We start from the raw sequence: 16,001 nt of genomic DNA, 5'->3' as shown, positions 1-16,001 counted from the left end.
CTGACGGCCATCGCCTGACCGTCAACGCTCGACCGGCGCCGGTCCTCCGTCGGGCCCGAGGAGCACGACATCTCTCCGACTCAGCTGCTGAACCCGGGGGAGCGCTTCTCGAGGAACGCCGCGACGCCTTCGCGCATGTCGTCGGTGCCGAAGGCCTCGGCGAACCCGCCGACCTCGATCGCGACGGCCTCGTCGGTCGACCGGCCTGCGGCGCCCACGAGCACGCGCTTGGCGTTCGCGACGGCGACGGGGGAGTTCTGCGCGATCTGCGCGACCGTCTCGCGGGCTCCGGCGAGCAGCGCCTCGCGGTCGGCGAAGCGGCGCACCACGAGCCCCGCCTCGACCGCTTCGTCGATGCCGATGCGGCGTCCGCTGTAGATGAGTTCCTTCGCGCGGGCGGGGCCGACGACGCGCGGCAGGCGCACGGTGCCCCCGAACCCGGGGATGAGTCCGAGGCGCACCTCGGGCTGGCCGAAGCTCGAGGCATCCGTCGCGTAGATGAAGTCGCAGGCGAGCGCGAGCTCGAGGCCACCGCCGAGCGCGAACCCGTCGACGCAGGCGATCACGGGCGCGTCGCAGGCCTCGATGCGCGCCGCGACACGGTGGCCGAGCTCGGCCGAGCGTCGCCCCTCCTCGGGTGTCGCACCGGCCATGCCGGCGATGTCGGCGCCCGCGACGAACGCACGCCCGCCGGCACCGACGACGAGCACGCCTCGAACGGATGCCGCGGCATCCGCGATGCGCGCGAAGGCGTCGTCGAGTGCTTCGAGGACCGAGGACGAGAGTGCGTTGAGCGCCTTCGGACGGTCGATCGTCACGATCGCGACGTCGCCGTCGAACGCCAGGTCGACCTCGGGGCGGGCGGGCTCGGGCTCGGGTGTCGTCATCGTCGTCGATCCTCTCGGGTGGCTGGGGCTCCACGCTACGGCATGCGCGCCGGTAGAATCCGAGGACACCGAATCCATCGAGGAGTCACGATGTCATCACCTTCGTCCAGGGTCCGGATGCCGCGCACGGCGGTTCGCGCCGCCCTCGCCGTCGCGGCGGCGGGCCTCGCCGCAGGGCTGCTCACGGGCTGCGTCAACCCCGTCGAGGATCTCGTGCAGAACGGCGTCGAAGACGCGATCGAGGGCGCTACGGGCGGCGACGTGAGCCTCGGCGGCGAACTGCCCGAGGGTTTCCCGGCCGAGATCCCGGTGGTCGAGGGCCAGATCACGGTCGGCATCGGCACGGGCGACGCGAACGGCTGGGTCGTGGTCGTGGACTCGACCGCGGCCGACCCCGCGGCGGCGGCCGCGTCGGCACTCGAGGAGGCGGGCTTCGCCGAAGACACCTCGATGACCCAGGAGCAGCGCGACGCGCTCACCGGAGGGCAGCTCGACGCGAACGTCTACTCGAACGGCACGTACCTGGTGCTCCTCACCGTGCAGGACTCCACGGTCTCGTACACGGTGACGCCGAAGTGAACGACCTCGGCGAGACGAGCCTCTGGAGCCGCGTCGCGACGCTCGTGCTCGCGCTCCTCGTCGGCGCGATCTACGGCACGCTCGGCACGGTCGGTCATCGCCAGGTCTGGCGGATCGGCGAGGTGAGCCTGCCGTGGGGTCTCGTCGTGGCGCTCATCGGCGTCGCGGCGCTGCTCGTCGCGTTCCGCACGATCGGCGGGGGTCGGCTGGTCGCCGCGGTGGCCGGACTCGGCGTGATCCTCATGGTGGGCCTGCTGACGCTGCCCGGTCCGGGTGGTTCCGTGCTCGTGGTCGGCGACCTCACGGGCACGATCTGGTCGATCGGCCCGGCGCTCGTGACCGTGTTCGTCGTGGCCTGGCCGCGACTGCCGCAGCGCACGCGCCCCGCCGGCGCCGTAGTCGCCGGCTCGGCCTCGGGCGCGGCCTCGCCGGGCTTCGGCGCGGCATAGACTGAAGTTCCAGTCTTCCGAAAGGACTCCGAGCCACCGTGACCTACGTCATCGCCCTTCCGTGTGTCGACGTCAAAGACCGCGCCTGCATCGACGAGTGCCCGGTCGACTGCATCTACGAGGGCGAGCGCTCGCTCTACATCCACCCCGACGAATGCGTCGACTGCGGCGCATGCGAACCGGTCTGCCCGGTCGAGGCCATCTACTACGAAGACGACCTCCCCGACGAGTGGGCCGACTACTACAAGGCCAACGTCGAGTTCTTCGACGACCTCGGCTCGCCCGGCGGCGCCGCCAAGGTCGGCGTCATCGCGAAGGACCACCCCGTCATCGCCGTGCTGCCCCCGCAGGCGCACTGACATGGCGCTCGGCGCGCTGCCCGACTACCCGTGGGACCTGATGACCCCCTACCGGGAGCGCGCGGCCGTGCATCCCGACGGCGTCGTCGACCTCTCGATCGGCTCGCCCGTCGATGAGACGCCCGCGGTGATCCGCGAGGCGCTGTCGGCCGCGACCGATGCGCACGCCTATCCGCAGACCGTGGGCACGCCCGAACTCCGCCGAGCGATCGTCGAGTGGTTCGAACGCCGTCGAGGCGTGGTCGGCACGGGCCTCGGCGAACGCAACGTGCTGCCGACGATCGGCTCCAAAGAACTCGTCGCGTTGCTGCCGATGATGCTCGGCGTCGGCGAGGGCGACGTCGTCGTCCACCCCCGCGCCGCGTACCCGACGTATGCGATCGGCGCGGCCATCGCCGGAGCCGACGCACTCGCCTCCGACGACCCGGCCGAGTGGCCGGCCGAGACGAAGCTCGTGTGGCTGAACAGCCCCGGCAACCCCGACGGGCGCGTGCTCGACGTCGACGAGCTGCGCGCCGCGCAGACCCGGGCGCGCGAACTCGGCGCGACCATCGTCAGCGACGAGTGCTACGCCGAGCTCGGCTGGGACGCCCCCTGGAACGACGAGCGCGTGCCGAGCATCCTCGACCCGCGCGTGAGCGGCGAGAACCGCAGCGGCACGCTCGCCGTCTACTCTCTCAGCAAGCAGTCGAACATGGCCGGCTACCGTGCCGCGTTCGTCGTCGGCTGCGGGCTCCTCATCGAGCAGCTCACGAACGTGCGCAAGCACGCCGGGCTCATGCTGCCGGCACCGCTGCAGGCCGCCATGGTGGCCGCGCTCGGCGACGACGCGCACGTGGCCGAGCAGAAGGAGCGCTACCGCGCGCGCCGCGACGTGCTGCTGCCGGCTCTCGAGGCCGCCGGATTCCGCATCGACCGCAGCGAGGCCGGACTCTACCTCTGGGCCACCGAGGGGCGCGACGCGTGGGAGTCCATCGGACGGCTCGCCGACCTCGGCATCGTCGCCGGCCCGGGGCACTTCTACGGAGACCACTACCCCGAGCACGTGCGGCTGTCGCTGACCGCCACCGACGAACGCGTCGCAGCCGCCGCACGCCGACTCGCGGCATCCGTCGCCTGAGACGACCTCGGATTCGCGCCCGACTCGTCTGCGCATCGTCCGCGGGTCGGGTCGTGACTGTGGCCTGACACAGCCGGAGGGGTCCCGATCGCGGTCGCATCTGTCGAATCCGGCAACTGCTCGCCGGTTGTATTGGCGGATGCGACAGTGTGCCCCGGCCACGTCTAGGCTGTAGTTCGGATCGCGGCCGAACCACGCCGCGAGACGGAAAGCAGGTGACCGCACATGACGATCACAGGAGGCGCCGTGAGCGACGCTCTGAACGCAGCCGAAGGCCAGAAGCCCCTTCAGGCGACCCTGAACTTCCCGGGTGGTACCGCGGAGTTCCCCATTCGTGCCGCCGTCGACGGCGCCTCGAGCATCGACCTGTCGACGCTGACGCGACAGACCGGGCTCACCGCACTCGACTACGGCTTCGTGAACACGGCCTCGACGCAGTCCGAGATCACGTACATCGACGGCAACCAGGGCATCCTGCGATACCGCGGGTACCCGATCGAGCAGCTGGCCGAGCACTCGACCTACCTCGAGGTGGCCTGGCTGCTCCTCTACGGGTCGCTGCCGACGGCCGACGAGCTGGGCGAGTTCGACGAGAAGATCCGTCGCCACACGCTGCTGCACGAAGACCTCAAGCGTTTCTTCTCGGCGCTGCCGCACACCGCGCACCCGATGTCGGTGCTCTCGAGCGCCGTCTCGGCACTCTCCACGTACTACGAGGGCCAGGACCCCGACGACGTCGAGCTCACCATGGTGCGCCTCCTCGCGAAGCTGCCGGTCATCGCGGCCTACGCGCACAAGAAGAGCCTCGGGCAGGCGTTCCTGTACCCCGACAACTCGCTGAGCTTCGTCGACAACTTCCTGCGGCTGAACTTCGGCAACATGGCCGAGCCGTACGAGATCGACCCGGTGCTCTCGAAGGCGCTCGATCGCCTGCTGATCCTCCACGAGGACCACGAGCAGAACGCCTCGACCTCGACCGTCCGCCTCGTCGGCTCGACCGGTGCGAACCTGTACGCGTCGATCTCCGCCGGCATCCAGGCGCTCTCGGGCCCGCTGCACGGCGGCGCCAACGAGGCCGTGCTGCAGATGCTCGCGCAGATCCGCGACTCCGGCGAGGGCGTGGGCAAGTTCGTCGAGCGCGTGAAGCGCAAGGAAGACGGCGTCAAGCTCATGGGCTTCGGCCACCGCGTGTACAAGAACTACGACCCGCGTGCGACGATCGTCAAGCAGTCGGCAGACGAGGTGCTCGCCGGCCTCGGCGTGGCCGACCCGCTGCTCGACATCGCCAAGGAGCTCGAGCAGTTCGCGCTGCAGGACGACTACTTCAAGGAGCGTCGCCTGTACCCGAACGTCGACTTCTACACCGGCGTGATCTACAAGGCCATGGGCTTCCCGACGCGCATGTTCACCGTGCTGTTCGCGATCGGCCGCCTGCCCGGCTGGATGGCGCACTGGCGCGAGATGAACCTCGACCCGCAGACCAAGATCGGTCGCCCGCAGCAGCTCTACATCGGCGAGCCCGAGCGCCGCTACCCCGGCGCCTGAGCGCCGGTCCCGTCGTCGGTCCGCCTGAATCGGGCGGACGGATGCCGCGGCCGCCGAGACGCCGAAGGGGCGCCACGTTCGCGTGGCGCCCCTTCGGCGTTCGTGCGTCTCGTGGTCGGGTCACCCCGCCACGGGCGTCTCGCTCGACGCCGGATCCGTGGCGGCCGGCGGCGAGGATCCGGCCGCCGGCCGGAGATCGAGGGTGTCGGTCGTGGCAGCGCGGACCGCGTCGAGGCTGAACGGCCAGTCGCGGGTCTCGCCGTGCTGCCAGAGCGGCGCCTGGTCGGTGTAGTTCGGGTGGAACGCGTGGCCCGATGCGCCGGTGAGGTTGACCCACGTCGAGGCGTCGAGGTCGTTCAGGTCGACGACCATGCGCATCGACGGCACCCAGTCGACGCCGTAGCCCAGCGTCGCATCCCAGCCGATGGCGTTCACGATCGACGAACCGCCGCCGAGCTCGTAGGGGCCGCGGTTGAAGAGCCATTCGATGGGCGCGATGCCCGAGGTGCCGAAGCTCGCGTTGGTGAGGGTGAGCGTGTGCAGGCGACCCCAGCGCCACGTGTCGGCGTTGCCGCCCATGCGGCTCGTCGCCTCGCCCCAGGCCTCGCCGAGCGCATCGGCGATCATCGCGTCGCGGCCGGTGACGCCGAGCCGGTCGTTCGTCCACCAGGCGGCGTCGGGTTCGCCGAGCAGGGTTCCGACGACGCTGAACCAGCGGTCGCCGCCCGTGGGGCGGGTCTGCTCTGGGAGGGTCTCGAACATGTCGGCGAGCAGGGTCTTCCAGAACACGGCGAAGTACGCGGCCTCGGGGCTGTTCGCGTCGGCATGGCCGTTCCAGTCGGCGAGGAGCTCGGCACCTCGCGCGGCGTCGCCCGAGAGGTCGAGCTCGGCGATGACCGGGAGGAACGCGGCGGCGTTCGCGTCACTCGTGTCGAGCTGGATGCGCGTGAAGTCGTCGGCGGTGAGCTTCTCGCCGGCATCGATGCGCTCCTTCAGCAGCTGCTCGATGGCGGTCGCGCGGTAGCCGTAGTCCCAGTCGGCGGTGAGGAAGGGGCCGCCGTTCACCACGGCGTTGTTCGCCGTCACGAGGTAGCCGCGCGGCGGGTTCAGCACGTTCGGCAGGTCGTCGAACGCGACCTCGCCGGTCCAGCCGACGTCGCTCGTCCATCCGGGCTGGGGCAGCGTGCCGTCGCCCGATGCCCGGATCGGCACCGCTCCGGGCGCCTGATAGCCGATGTTGCCGTCGACGTCGGCGTAGATCAGGTTCTGCGAGGGCACGTCGAACTGGGCCGCCGCGGCGCGGAACTCGTCCCAGTCGCGTGCGCGGTCGAGTGCGAAGATCGACTGCGCGGTCGTGCCCGGGGTGAGCGCGGTCCACTGCAGCGACAGTTCGTAGGCGCCGTCGAGGACGCCGGATGCCGCGGGGTACTCATCGGCCACGGCCGTGAAGTCCGGACTGATGTCGGTGACGATCGGCCCGCGACCCGTGGAGCGCACCGTCACGGTGACAGGCGCACCGCCGGCGACCTGGATGGTCTCCTCGCGCACCTGCAGCGGCTGCTGCACCCCGTCGAGCTCGTAGGTGTCGCCGGTGACGCGCTCGAGGTAGAGGTCGGCGACATCGGGTCCGAGGTTCGTGAAGCCCCACGCGATGCGCTCGTTGTGGCCGATGATGACGCCGGGAAGGCCCGCGAACGTGTAGCCGGCGGTGTCGAACGTGCATGCGTCGGTGAGGGCGGCGCAGTGCAGGCCCATCTGCGCCCAGATCGACGGCAGCGCCGGGCCGAGGTGCGGGTCGTTCGCGAGCAGCGGCTTGCCCGATGCGGTCAGCTCTCCCGAGACGACCCACGAGTTGGAGCCGATGTCGTTGCCCTCCGGCCCGAGCAGGGCGGGGATGCCGTCGAGCGTCGCACGCAGCGCAGTGAGGGCGGCCACGTACTCGGCCTTGGCCCCGGTGGCCTCGGACGTCGCGGATGCCGCAGCACCGCCGTCCGCGGCATCCGTCACCGAGGGCGCGGGGTCGACGGGGGTCGCACCGCCCGTCGAGGCCGTCGCCGACGCGGCGGGCAGCCCGTCGATGATGGTGGGCGCGGTCGACCAGTCGAAGCCGGGATGCAGGCGCGCGACCTCTTCGGCGGGCAGCGCGGAGGAGAGGAGGGCCCGGTCGATCTCGTCGCCGAGGTTCGATCGCAGGTCCCAGGCCATGGCCTTGAGCCACGCGATCGAGTCGACGGGGGTCCAGGGCTCGGGGGAGTAGCCGGGGTTCTGGAGACCGAGCACGGCGTACTCGAGGGAGAGCTCGGCGCCGCTGCGCTCGGCGAGGTAGGCGTTCACGCCCGCCGCGTACGCCTCGTAGTAGGCGCGGGAGGATTCGTCGAGCAGCTCGTACTCCTGCTCGGCGACGCCGCGCCAGTTCAGGGTGCGGATGAACGTGTCGGTGCCGACCTGCGAAGCCCCGAAGAGCTCGGCGAGCCGACCGGCGGTGACGTGGCGGCGGAAGTCCATCTCCCAGAACCGGTCCTGCGCGTGCACGAAGCCCTGGGCGTAGAAGAGGTCGTGGTCGTTCTCGGCGACGATCTGGGGGATGCCCGCGTCGTCGCGGTACACGCTCACGGCCGCGATGAGGCCGGGAGCGTCGATGCGCCCGCTCGTCGTGGGGAACGAGCGCTGCACGATCCACCACCCGACGCCGCCTGCCGCGAGCACGAGGAGCAGCACGACCGCGAGCGTCCAGGTGAGCGCTCTCAGCCAGCGGTGGTGTCGGGTTCTGGGTGCGTCGGTGCCCACGTCACTCCTTCGTGCTCGCCCACGGCGATGGCCGCCGCCCGGCGACCTGAGGCACAACTGTAATGGAGCGGGCGGGCCGTGCGAACGGCCCGTCGGAACTCAGGCGTGGAGCGCCGTGTTCAGGGTGACGCCGTGGCCGTCGCGCGAGAGCACCTCGACCCGGCCGTTGACCGAGTTGCGGCGGAACAGCAGGTTGGGGACGCCCGAGAGCTCGACCGCCTTGACGGTGCGGTCGGTGCCGCTTCCGAGCACGGCGACCTTCGTGCCGGCGGTGACGTAGAGGCCGGCCTCGACGACCGTGTCGTCGCCGATCGAGATGCCGATGCCCGAGTTCGCGCCGAGCAGCGCACGCTCGCCGATCGACACGCGCTGGGTGCCGCCGCCCGAGAGCGTGCCCATGATCGAGGCGCCGCCGCCGATGTCGGAGCCGTCGCCGACCACGACGCCCTGCGACACGCGCCCCTCGACCATCGAGGTGCCGAGCGTGCCGGCGTTGAAGTTCACGAAGCCCTCGTGCATGACCGTGGTGCCCGGTGCGAGGTGCGCGCCGAGGCGCACGCGCGAGGCGTCGGCGATGCGCACGCGCTCGGGCGTGACGTAGTCGAGCAGGCGGGGGAACTTGTCGAGGCCCGTCGCGTGGATGCCCGCGCGCAGCAGGGCGGGGCGGAGACGGTCGAAGTCGGCCGGGTGCACCGGGCCCGCGTTCGTCCAGACCACGGCGGGCAGGTGCCCGAAGACGCCGTCGAGGTTGATCGTGTTCGGCGCCGCGAGCAGGTGCGAGAGCACGTGCAGGCGGAGGTACGCGTCGGCCGTGCTCGCCGGGGCGGCGTCGAGGTCGATCTCGAGCTCGATCGCCTCGATCCGGACGTTGCGGCGGGCGTCCTCGCCCGCGAGCGCGGCGTGCTCGGGCGCCAGCGGTGCGGCCGCTGCGCCGACGCGCGGCGCCGGGAACCAGGCGTCGAGCACGGTGCCGTCGCCGGCGACGGTCGTGAGACCGGTGGCGGCGGCGGTGCGGGCAGGGGCGATGGCGGTCTCGTTCGCGGGCATGCTCCAAGGGTACCGACCGGGGCGGGCGGATGACGCGGGGCGACGCGCGCGGCTTCGCGACGCGGCCACGGCGTCACGGGGGCGCCCCGAATAGACTCGGGGAATGCCCGACGAGACGCCAGCCCCGCTCGACCCGACCGCCGACTCGGTGACGCTCACGAAGGCGATCTGCGACATCCCGAGCGTGTCGGGCGACGAGACGGTGCTCGCCGATCTCGTCGAGCAGGCGCTCGCCGCGGCATCCCACCTGGAGCTGCACCGCGACGGCGACACGATCGTCGCGCGCACGAACCTCGGGCGCGAGCGCCGGGTCGTGATCGCCGGGCACCTCGACACCGTGCCGATCAACGGCAACGTGCCGACCCGGTTCGAGACCGAGGACGGCGTCGACTACCTCTGGGGCCGCGGCACCACCGACATGAAGGGCGGCGTCGCCGTCGCGCTGAAGCTCGCCGTCGAACTCGCCGACCCGGTCTACGACGTCACCTGGATGTTCTACGACCACGAGGAGGTCGCGGCCGACCTGAACGGGTTGAAGCGCCTCGCCGAGGCGCGGCCCGACCTGTTCGAGGCCGACTTCGCCATCCTCGGGGAATCCTCGAACGGGCAGGTCGAGGGCGGGTGCAACGGCACGCTGCGCGTCGAGCTCCGCGCGACCGGCACGCGCGCCCACACCTCGCGCCCGTGGATGGGCGTGAACGCGATCCATGCGCTGGCCCCCGCGCTCGAGCGGCTCGCCGCCTTCGAGGCCGAGACGGTCGACGTCGAGGGGCTCGCCTACCGCGAGGGGCTCAGCGCGGTCGGCATCGGCGGCGGCGTGGCCGGCAACGTCGTGCCCGACGAGGCCGTGCTCACGGTCAACTACCGGTTCGCCCCCAGCCGCACGGTCGACGAGGCGATCCAGGCCATGCGCACGCTGTTCCCCGAGTACGACGTGACGGTGACGGATGCCTCGGCGGGCGCCCGGCCGGGGCTCGACGACCCGTTCGTGCAGGGGTTCCTCGCGGCGGTGGGCGCCGAGGCGCGGCCCAAGTACGGCTGGACGGACGTCGCGCGCTTCAGCGCCCTCGGCGTGCCCGCGGTCAACTACGGGCCGGGCGACCCGAGCCTCGCGCACACAGATGACGAGCGCGTGCGCCTCGATGCGATCCTCGCGTGCGAGATCGGCCTGCGGTCGTGGCTGACCGGGGCCTGATCCGCCGATGACGACGGCGCAGACCGAGCGCGGGCCCGAGCGGGAGCCCGGCCATGAGCCCGACCCGTTCCGGACGACGCGGTGGTCGCCGCGCGTGCGGTGGCGTCTCGCGCCGTGGTGGCTGCGCGTCGTGCTCATCTTCGTGGGCGCCCGCGCGATCACGACGGTGTTCGTGCTCGCGCTCGCGAGCGTGCAGGGCGCGAACCCCTGGACGGCCGCGAGGCCCGGCTACTTCGAGTTCGCGAACATGTGGGACGCCCGCTGGTACCAGATCATCCTGCTCTCGGGGTATCCGGGCGTGCTGCCGCAGACGGTCGACGGCCATGTCGCCGAGAACGCGTGGGCGTTCATGCCGGTGTATCCGGCGTTCGTCGGCATGCTCACCTGGTTCCAGGTGCCGTGGAACATCGCCTCGGTCGTCGTCTCCCTCGCCGCAGGCCTCGGGGCCGCGCTCGTGCTGCACCGCCTCATGTCGCGGTTCCTCGAACCCGATCGGGCGATGTTCGCCGTCGTGCTGTTCTGCGTCGCGCCGGTGTCGCCGATCAAGCAGTTCGGCTACGCCGAGTCGCTCGGCTACCTGCTGCTCGCCACGGCCCTGCTGCTGCTCGTCGACCGGCGCTACGGATGGCTGTTCCCGGTGATCGCACTGTGGTCGTTCACCCGGCCGGGTGCGCTCGCGTTCGCGTTGACGCTGGGGCTGCACTGGCTCTGGCGCTGGTGGCGGCGGCGCGACGACCCGTTCCCGCTGCGCGAACGCGTGCTCGCGGCATCCGTCACCGCCTTCGCGGTGCTCTTCGGCTTCGGCTGGCTGCTCGTGGCCGCGATCGGCACCGGCGACCTGCACGCGTACACCGACACCGAGCTCGCCTGGCGGGCCGCGTACATCGGGTACGGCGAACTCGTGCCGTTCACGGCCTGGTTCGAGTCGGGCGGATGGTGGCTCGGGCAGCCGCTCGGCGCGATCGCCGTCGTGGCGCTCGTGCTCGGGTTCGCACTCCTGCTCTTCACGCCCGCCGTGCGACGGCTCGGCGTCGACATCCGGCTGTGGTCGGCGAGCTACGCGCTGTACCTGCTCGCGGTGTTCTTCCCGCAGTCGAGCGTGTTCCGCATCGCGTCGCCGTTGTTCCCGCTCGTGGGCGCGTTGGCGATTCCGCGGTCGAGGTGGTACCGCTGGAGCGTCGTCGTGCTCTTCCTGGCCCTGCAGGTCGGCTGGCTCCTCATCGCGTGGGGCATCGACGGGAGCGACTGGACGCCGCCGTGAGTCGCCTCGAGGCGTCGTTGGTCGCTCTGCGTCATCCACAGGCTCCCGGCGATTTCTCAGGACTGCTTCCGATGAACGATAATGGATGCATACAGCCACGAAAGGGGTAGCTCAATGGCGGCCATGAAGCCACGCACCGGAGACGGGCCTATGGAGGCTGTGAAGGAGGGTCGTCTGATCATCGTGCGGGTACCGCTCGAAGGCGGCGGACGCCTTGTCGTCTCGGTGAACGATGCTGAGGCCAAGGAGCTCTACGACGTGCTCGGCGGCGTCGTCAACCCGGCCTGATCAGTTCCAGTTTCGAGCCGAGCCCGCGTGCGGTGCTCGGCTCGAGGCATGCCCGCCGAGCGCCTCGGCGCTCGGGCGAGTACGCAGAAGGCGGATGCCGCGTCACGAGGTCGTGACGCGGCATCCGTCGTTCTCAGAGCGTTCCGGATGCCGCGGCGCGGGCGCTCGTGAGCGCGAGCAGGCGTTCGAGCGGGAACGCGGTGGGGCGTTCGTTCCGGGTCAGGCGCCGAGCTTGACGATCTGCAGGAGTCCGTCGCCGGACGGCGAGACCGCCGTGGCCACGGCCGCCGAGGCGGAGAGTTCGGAGATGAGGGCGCGGAAGGCCGTCGCCTCGTCGTCGCGGCGCGCGGGGTCGGCGACGCGGCCGCGCCAGAGCGCCCGCGCCACGAGCACCGAGCCGGTCGGCTTCGCGAGCCGCAGGCCGTGCTCGACGTACTCGATGACGGAGCCGGCGTCGGCGTCGATGAACACGACGTCGTAGGAGTTCTCGTTCATGCGGGGGAGGACCTCGCTCGCACGCCCCGCGATGAGCCGCACGCGGGCGGCGGCCACGCCGGCGTCCGCGAAGTTCTCGCGGGCGGCCTGGAGGTATTCGTTCTCGGTGTCGATCGAGGTGAGCAGCGCGCCGCGGGCGGCCTGCAGCATCCACAGGCCCGAGACGCCGACGCCCGTGCCGATCTCGATGATCGATTCGGCCCGCGCAGCGGCGGACACGACGGCGAGCTGCGCGCCGACGGCGGGCGAGACGGGTTCGATGCCGAGTTCGATGGACTGCTGGCGCGCGCGGGCGACGGCCTCGCTCTCGACGACGGATTCGTCGACGTACTTCCAGTTCAGGTCACGTTCGGACACGATGCGGCTCCCGGCACTCTCTCAGCTGCCAAGCCTACGGCCAGCCGAGCGTGCGTTTCGTACGCCTCGCCGCCGACTATCCTGTAACGGTGTTCGGTCTGACGTTCGAGAAACTCCTCATCATCGGGGTGATCGCCGTGTTCCTGCTCGGCCCCGAACGCCTGCCGCATTACGCAGCGATGCTCGGCAAGTTCGTGCGCTCGGTGCGCGACTTCGCGAATGGCGCGAAGGACCGCATGCGCGAGGAGATGGGCCCCGAGTTCGACGACGTCGACTGGCAGAAGCTCGACCCGCGCCAGTACGACCCGCGCCGCATCATCCGCGACGCGCTGAGCGACGCCGACCCGTTCGCCGAGCCGGCGACGCCGGTCGTGGCCAGAGCCGCCGTCAACGAGAACTCCGCCTACCTGCAGCGCAAGCGCAAGCGCGAGGCCCTCGGCGCGGGCGACGCGGCCCCGTTCGACTCAGAGGCGACCTGAGCCCCGAGGCGACCTGAGCTCGCGGTGACCTGAGCTCGCGGTGACCCGAGCTCGCGCAGGACGGATGCCGCGGCATCCGTCCTGAGAACGTGACGGATGCCGCGGGGGAGCCGTCAGGCGCGGCGGATGGCCTTGAGCGCCTGCGACACCAGCACCATGACCGGCACGAGCGTGCGGTACTCGGCGCCCGTGCGCGGCAGCGGGATGAGGCCGGTCGAGCGGGCGACCGTGATCGGTTCGACGAAGCGCAGCAGACCCTCGCGGCCGTTGCGACGGCCGACGCCCGACTGCTTGACGCCGCCCATGGGCGCCGAGACGGCCGAGAACGAGCCGCGGTAGCCCTCGTTGATGTTGATGCTGCCGGCTTCGAGCGCGTCTGCGACGCGGCCGGCGTGGCGCAGCGAACCGGAGAAGATCGACGCGTTCAGGCCGTACTGGCTCTGGTTCGCGGCGACGATCGCCTCTGCATCGCCGTCGACGAGGTAGAGCGACGCGATGGCGCCGAACGTCTCGTCGGCGTAGACGCTCATCTCGGGGGTGACGCCCGTGAGCACGGTCGGCTCGAAGAACCACGGGCCGAGGTCGGGGCGGGCCCGGCCGCCGACGAGCACGGTCGCGCCCTTCGCGACGGCGTCGTCGAGGTGGGCCTGCACGCGCGCGAGCTGCGCGGCGCTCGTGAGCGAGCCGAAGTCGGCCCCGAACTCGAGTGCGGAACCGAGCGCGGCACCCTGCAGACGCGTGACGAGCTCGCGCTGGAACTCGCCCGCGACCTTGCGGTCGACGTAGAGGCGCTCGACCGAGACGCAGAGCTGGCCCATGGCCGAGAACGCGGCGTGCGCGGCGCCGCGGGCGGCGTCGACGGGATCCGCGTCGTCGAGCACGAGCAGGGCGTTCTTGCCGCCGAGTTCGAGCGACGCGCCCACGAGGCGGCGGCCGGCCTTCTCGGCGACCTTGCGCCCGGTGGCCGTCGAACCCGTGAAGCAGATGTAGTCGGCGACATCCGTCACCGCTTCGCCGACCTCTGCCGCCGGGCCGGTGACGACCGCCCAGAGCGCCTCGGGGACACCCGCGTCGATGAACGCCCGACGCAGCGCGAGGATCGACAGTGCGCCCTGGTCGTCGGCCTTCTGCACGACCGCGCAGCCGGCCGCGAGCGCGGGCACGACGTCCATGGCGGCCAGGCTGAGCGCGTAGTTCCAAGGGGTGATGACGCCCGCGACGCCCTTCGGCCGGTACCGCACGCTCGCGGTGAGCACGGTCGGGATGCCGCCGCGGCGGGGGCCGCCGCGCAGCGTCCGGCGTGCCTCGAGCGCGTTGTAGCGCGTGACGGAGGCCGCCTGGAACACCTCCTCGAACGCCTGCCCGCGCGTCTTGCCGCTCTCGAGCTGGATGAGGTCGAGCAGGAGTTCGCGGCGTTCGAGCACGAGGTCGTGCGCGCGCAGCAGGATGCGGCGACGTTCGGCGAAGCCCGCGCGGGCCCAGGCGAGCTGGGCGATGCGGGCTCTCGCGGTCGCGTCGAGCACGTCGGCGGCACTGGACTGCGGCAGCGAGTGCAGCGTCTCGCCGGTGCTCGGCGTCGGCACCTCGACCGTGGCGTCGCCCGAAGCGACGATCTCGGCGGTGAGGCGGGCGTACAGGTCGGGGGAGGCCAGGGTGGCGCGCATGCGGCACAGTCTAGGACAGTTGACCCACTCTGGTTCCACCGGTCTCGCCGAGCGGATTACACTATGCCTCCATGACCGCACTGGAGCGCCCCCTCTCCCGCGGCATCGTCACCCGGTATGCCATCGGTTCCCTCGGGACCGGTGGGTTCGCGACGCTGCCCGGACTCGTCCTCGTCTTCTACATGACCGACACCCTCGGCGTCACCGCGCTCTTCGCCGGTCTCGTGGTGACGGCGGCGAAGGTGTGGGACGTCGTCATCGATCCGTGGATCGGGGAGCACAGCGACCGGGCGCTCGCCCGTACGGGGTCGCGCCGCACGTGGATGCGCATCGGAGCCATCGCGCTGCCGGTCGGGTTCGTGCTGACCTTCGCGGTTCCGGCCGGACTCGCGCCCGCGGCATCCGGCGTCTGGGTGTTCCTCGCCTTCCTCGCGACGGCGACGGCGTTCAGCCTGTTCCAGGTGCCCTACATCGCCCTGCCCGCCGAACTGACCTCCGACTACGACGCCCGCACGCGGCTGCTGTCGTGGCGCGTCGTGGTGCTGAGCCTGGCCATCCTGCTCTTCGGCGCGGGCGGTCCGATGCTGCGCCGCATGGGCGACGACGAGGCCACCGGCTACCTCGTGATGGCGATCGTGGCGGGCCTCGTCATCGGGGCGGGCATGCTCGTCGCGGTCACGACGGCCCCGCGCGGCCTGCCGGGCGTGCAGGCGCCGCGCCGCGGCATCCGTGCGGCCTATGCCGAGGGATTCGCGGCACTGCGGCGCAGCGCCCCGTTCCGCGCGCTGCTCGCGACGTTCGTGCTGCAGGGCCTCGCCACGGGCGTCATGCTCGCCGGTGCGAACTACGTGGCGGTCTGGGTGCTCGACAGCGAAGACGCGCTCACGCTGCTCTTCGTCGCGCTCATCGCCCCGGCCGTGCTCTGCGCCCCCCTGTGGAGCCGCATCTCGCGGCGGGTCGGAAAGGAGCGCGCATTCCAGTGGGCGAGCGTGCTGTTCGCAGTGGCCTCGCTCAGCATGATCGGCATGATCTGGGCGCCCGGCGCCTGGGTGTACCTGCCCGTCGCGCTCGCGGGGGCCGCCTACGCGGGCATGCAGACGCTGCCCATGGCCATGCTGCCCGACGTCATCTCGCACGACGCCCGCGAGCACGGCGAGGGGCGCGCCGGCAGTTTCGGCGGCATCTGGACGGCCGGGGAGACCGCGGGCATGGCGCTTGGTGCGACCGTGCTCACGATCGTGCTCGCGCTGACCGGCTACCTCGAGTCGACCGGGTCGACGGTCGTGATCCAGCCCGCGGCGGCGGTCGCGGGCATCGCCGTGAGCTTCAGCGCACTGCCCGCGCTGCTCGTGTTTCTCAGCCTCGTGCCGCTCTCGCGGTACGCGCTCCGCCGCCACGACATCGATGCGGATGTCGCGGCCGCGCCCGCTGCGGCGGCCTCCCCGTCGACGCAGAACCCCCGGAACGACACGCAGGAGACGGTGTGACC

At 71.5% G+C, this 16,001-nt stretch carries 15 protein-coding genes; 10 read left to right on the top strand and 5 right to left on the bottom strand.

The annotated features are described in order from the left end of the window. Positions 1–80: 80 nt before the first annotated feature. The gene (locus GQR16_RS01120) at positions 81–887 is read right to left on the bottom strand and encodes an enoyl-CoA hydratase/isomerase family protein (RefSeq protein WP_157413304.1); all 807 of its coding nucleotides are present in this window, start codon (positions 885–887) and stop codon (positions 81–83) included. 90 nt (positions 888–977) lie between these two features. Between GQR16_RS01120 and GQR16_RS01115 the strand changes: the two genes are divergently transcribed. The 5 genes from GQR16_RS01115 to GQR16_RS01095 all read left to right on the top strand — a co-directional run bounded on the left by GQR16_RS01115 (position 978) and on the right by GQR16_RS01095 (position 4,939). Continuing rightward, positions 978–1,466 carry a hypothetical protein gene (locus tag GQR16_RS01115; RefSeq protein ID WP_157413303.1) on the top strand — a complete coding sequence of 163 codons (489 nt, stop codon included), beginning with the start codon at positions 978–980 and terminating at the stop codon, positions 1,464–1,466. Further along, entirely contained in the window at positions 1,463–1,915 is a 453-nt protein-coding gene (locus GQR16_RS01110) for a hypothetical protein (protein WP_157413302.1), read from the top strand. The genes GQR16_RS01115 and GQR16_RS01110 overlap by 4 nt, the downstream gene beginning before the upstream one ends. A 38-nt stretch (positions 1,916–1,953) precedes the next feature. Further along, positions 1,954–2,274 (top strand): ferredoxin, encoded by a 321-nt coding sequence (fdxA, locus tag GQR16_RS01105; RefSeq protein WP_116081304.1) that lies wholly within the window; start codon positions 1,954–1,956, stop codon positions 2,272–2,274. 1 nt (position 2,275) lies between these two features. Continuing rightward, positions 2,276–3,394, top strand: coding sequence for a succinyldiaminopimelate transaminase (gene dapC, locus GQR16_RS01100; protein ID WP_157413301.1), 1,119 nt, complete (start codon positions 2,276–2,278; stop codon positions 3,392–3,394). A 258-nt stretch (positions 3,395–3,652) separates the two neighbouring features. Continuing rightward, entirely contained in the window at positions 3,653–4,939 is a 1,287-nt protein-coding gene (locus GQR16_RS01095) for a citrate synthase (protein ID WP_246200421.1), read from the top strand. A 120-nt stretch (positions 4,940–5,059) separates the two neighbouring features. On the opposite strand, the gene GQR16_RS01090 is transcribed toward GQR16_RS01095, so the two are convergent. Beyond that, positions 5,060–7,726 (bottom strand): penicillin acylase family protein, encoded by a 2,667-nt coding sequence (locus tag GQR16_RS01090; protein WP_157413299.1) that lies wholly within the window; start codon positions 7,724–7,726, stop codon positions 5,060–5,062. Positions 7,727–7,825: 99 nt separating this feature from the next. After that, positions 7,826–8,773: a 2,3,4,5-tetrahydropyridine-2,6-dicarboxylate N-succinyltransferase gene (gene dapD, locus GQR16_RS01085; protein WP_157413298.1), complete on the bottom strand. Its 948-nt coding sequence runs from the start codon at positions 8,771–8,773 to the stop codon at positions 7,826–7,828. A 103-nt stretch (positions 8,774–8,876) separates the two neighbouring features. On the opposite strand from dapD, the gene dapE reads away from it, so the two are divergent. The 3 genes from dapE (at position 8,877) to GQR16_RS01070 (ending at position 11,517) form a co-directional block, all read left to right on the top strand. Beyond that, positions 8,877–9,968 (top strand): succinyl-diaminopimelate desuccinylase, encoded by a 1,092-nt coding sequence (gene dapE, locus GQR16_RS01080; RefSeq protein ID WP_157413297.1) that lies wholly within the window; start codon positions 8,877–8,879, stop codon positions 9,966–9,968. Between the two features lie 7 nt (positions 9,969–9,975). Further along, positions 9,976–11,229, top strand: coding sequence for a hypothetical protein (locus GQR16_RS01075; RefSeq protein ID WP_246200384.1), 1,254 nt, complete (start codon positions 9,976–9,978; stop codon positions 11,227–11,229). 114 nt (positions 11,230–11,343) lie between these two features. Further along, on the top strand, positions 11,344–11,517 hold the full coding sequence (locus GQR16_RS01070) for a DUF3117 domain-containing protein (RefSeq protein ID WP_067875042.1): 174 nt from the start codon (positions 11,344–11,346) through the stop codon (positions 11,515–11,517). A gap of 219 nt (positions 11,518–11,736) precedes the next feature. Here the strand turns inward: GQR16_RS01070 and GQR16_RS01065 are convergent, their stop codons facing one another. After that, a complete protein-coding gene (locus GQR16_RS01065) occupies positions 11,737–12,369 on the bottom strand; it encodes an O-methyltransferase (RefSeq protein WP_157413296.1) in 633 nt (210 codons plus the stop codon). A gap of 89 nt (positions 12,370–12,458) precedes the next feature. On the opposite strand from GQR16_RS01065, the gene GQR16_RS01060 reads away from it, so the two are divergent. Next, positions 12,459–12,848 carry a twin-arginine translocase TatA/TatE family subunit gene (locus GQR16_RS01060; RefSeq protein WP_157413295.1) on the top strand — a complete coding sequence of 130 codons (390 nt, stop codon included), beginning with the start codon at positions 12,459–12,461 and terminating at the stop codon, positions 12,846–12,848. A 113-nt stretch (positions 12,849–12,961) separates the two neighbouring features. Here GQR16_RS01060 and GQR16_RS01055 read toward each other — a convergent pair whose 3' ends face one another. Next, positions 12,962–14,512, bottom strand: a complete 1,551-nt coding sequence (locus tag GQR16_RS01055) for a succinic semialdehyde dehydrogenase (RefSeq protein ID WP_157413294.1) — start codon at positions 14,510–14,512, stop codon at positions 12,962–12,964. 71 nt (positions 14,513–14,583) lie between these two features. Here GQR16_RS01055 and GQR16_RS01050 point away from each other — a divergent pair, with 71 nt between their 5' ends. Then, a complete protein-coding gene (locus GQR16_RS01050; protein ID WP_157413293.1) occupies positions 14,584–15,999 on the top strand; it encodes an MFS transporter in 1,416 nt (471 codons plus the stop codon). The last annotated feature ends 2 nt before the right edge of the window (positions 16,000–16,001 follow it).

It is taken from the genome of Agromyces allii (genome assembly GCF_009749385.1).
Classification (GTDB): domain Bacteria; phylum Actinomycetota; class Actinomycetes; order Actinomycetales; family Microbacteriaceae; genus Agromyces; species Agromyces allii.
Note: the sequence above shows the minus strand (reverse complement) of the source record. Positions and strands in the feature narration are given on the sequence as shown.

Bases quoted from the DNA above. Each gene is read 5' to 3' on its own strand.
- GQR16_RS01055 (WP_157413294.1), bottom strand. From the start codon at position 14,512: ATGCGCGCCACCCTGGCCTCCCCCGACCTGTACGCCCGCCTCACCGCC.
- GQR16_RS01070 (WP_067875042.1), top strand. From the start codon at position 11,344: ATGGCGGCCATGAAGCCACGCACCGGAGACGGGCCTATGGAGGCTGTG.
- GQR16_RS01115 (WP_157413303.1), top strand. From the start codon at position 978: ATGTCATCACCTTCGTCCAGGGTCCGGATGCCGCGCACGGCGGTTCGC.
- GQR16_RS01050 (WP_157413293.1), top strand. From the start codon at position 14,584: ATGACCGCACTGGAGCGCCCCCTCTCCCGCGGCATCGTCACCCGGTAT.
- GQR16_RS01075 (WP_246200384.1), top strand. From the start codon at position 9,976: ATGACGACGGCGCAGACCGAGCGCGGGCCCGAGCGGGAGCCCGGCCAT.
- dapE (WP_157413297.1), top strand. From the start codon at position 8,877: ATGCCCGACGAGACGCCAGCCCCGCTCGACCCGACCGCCGACTCGGTG.
- GQR16_RS01120 (WP_157413304.1), bottom strand. From the start codon at position 887: ATGACGACACCCGAGCCCGAGCCCGCCCGCCCCGAGGTCGACCTGGCG.
- dapC (WP_157413301.1), top strand. From the start codon at position 2,276: ATGGCGCTCGGCGCGCTGCCCGACTACCCGTGGGACCTGATGACCCCC.
- dapD (WP_157413298.1), bottom strand. From the start codon at position 8,773: ATGCCCGCGAACGAGACCGCCATCGCCCCTGCCCGCACCGCCGCCGCC.